Source organism: Methylobacterium sp. AC433, from assembly GCF_979253015.1.
This window is the reverse complement of sequence record NZ_CEEDBN010000044.1, coordinates 1-1,401: the sequence shown is the minus strand read 5'-3', so window position 1 is coordinate 1,401 and position 1,401 is coordinate 1. Positions and strand designations below refer to the sequence as shown.

The 1,401-nt window shown below is 67.8% G+C and carries 1 protein-coding gene; it reads right to left on the bottom strand.

What is annotated here, in order from left to right:
* Window positions 1-264: 264 nt before the first annotated feature.
* Window positions 265-1,308 carry an IS110 family RNA-guided transposase gene (locus AC0IWM_RS23660; protein ID WP_471759112.1) on the bottom strand — a complete coding sequence of 348 codons (1,044 nt, stop codon included), beginning with the start codon at window positions 1,306-1,308 and terminating at the stop codon, window positions 265-267.
* Window positions 1,309-1,401 lie beyond the last annotated feature (93 nt).

Below are 1,401 nucleotides of genomic sequence, written 5' to 3'. Positions count from 1 at the left end.
CTCTATTCGGGGTTCATCGGTCAACTCCCTTTCGTGCGCATCCTGGTTCGGCGCGTGAACGGTCCTGTGGAGCTCTTGCTTCTCTCCGAGGTCGACGTGGGCCGCCTCATGATGGGATCAGAGGGAGTGGGTGGAGCCATCTAAGCCGCGCGCTCGGCGGAACCGACGCTTGAGTTTCCTCGGTCTCACCCGTTCCCGTCGTCCCCACAGGGACCTCCTCCACGCCGGAGGAGCTCGGTGTTGCGTTATGCTGGTGTGCGGGCCTCAGGCCGCCGTGGCGGTCGCGACCGACCAGCGGAAGTCCGTCTCGTCGCGCCACATGCGGTGCAGCACAATCGCCAGCTTGCGGGCGACGGCCACGAGCGCCTTCTGCATGCCCCGCCGCTTGGCCACCGCCAGTCCCCAGACCTTCAGCGAGGACCACCGGCCGCGCGGGCTGGTCAGCAGCACGAGCGCGGCCTCATACAGCGCGGCACGCATCATCGTGTCCCCGCACTTCGAGATCCGTCCGATCCGCATCGTCTCGCCGGACTGGTAGAGCCGCGGCGTCAGACCGTAATGTGCCCCAACGCATTGCGAGCGCCCGAACCGAGCCGGATTGTCGACGCAGGTGCGGTAGGTCAACGCCACTATCGGCCCGACGCCAGGCGCGGTCATCAGCCGCCGGCAGATCGGATCGGTACGGACCTGGTCCAGCAGCATCTTGTGCAGCTTGGCGAGCTGGGTCCGCAGCGCGGAGCGTGCCTCCAGCAGCGGCAGGACCACGGCCGCGACGAACGGCAGATCAAGCACGAGGTCGCGCACGCGCTGCTCGAACCCAGCAGCCCCCACGACGCCGACCTTGAGGCCGAAGTTGCGCAACTGGCCGCGTAGGTCGCTCTCGATGTCGTAGGCCTTGCGCTGCAGGAGCTTGCGCGAGGTCAGGAGCAGGCGGCGTTGCTGGCTGGCCGGCGTCTTGACGTGAACCGGCTTGAACAGGCCGACCCGCATCATCTGGGCGATGCCCATGGCGTCGTTGCGGTCGGTCTTGTTGATGCGCGCCGAGAGGGCGGCGTGCATGTGACGGGTCTCAACGCAGATCGCCGGGAGCCCTGCCTCGACCAGGCCAGCGTAGAGCCAGGGCGAGAGCGGCCCCGCCTCCAGGCCGACACGCCCGTAGCTGTGCCCGAGGTCGCTGAGATGCCGGCTGATAACCTCGGGATGGCTCTCGACCGTGGCGCGGTGCACGACCTTGCCGTGGGGATCGACGATGCAGATCGCGGTCTCCTTCACGGAGACATCGAGGCCGACGTGGTGCTGCTGGTCCATGGCAGGGCTCCGAGGTTGGTTCGGAGCACCATCATGCCGCTTCCACCGCGCGACGCACCCCGAATACCCCATCTAGCCCCGGAACGACGCCGG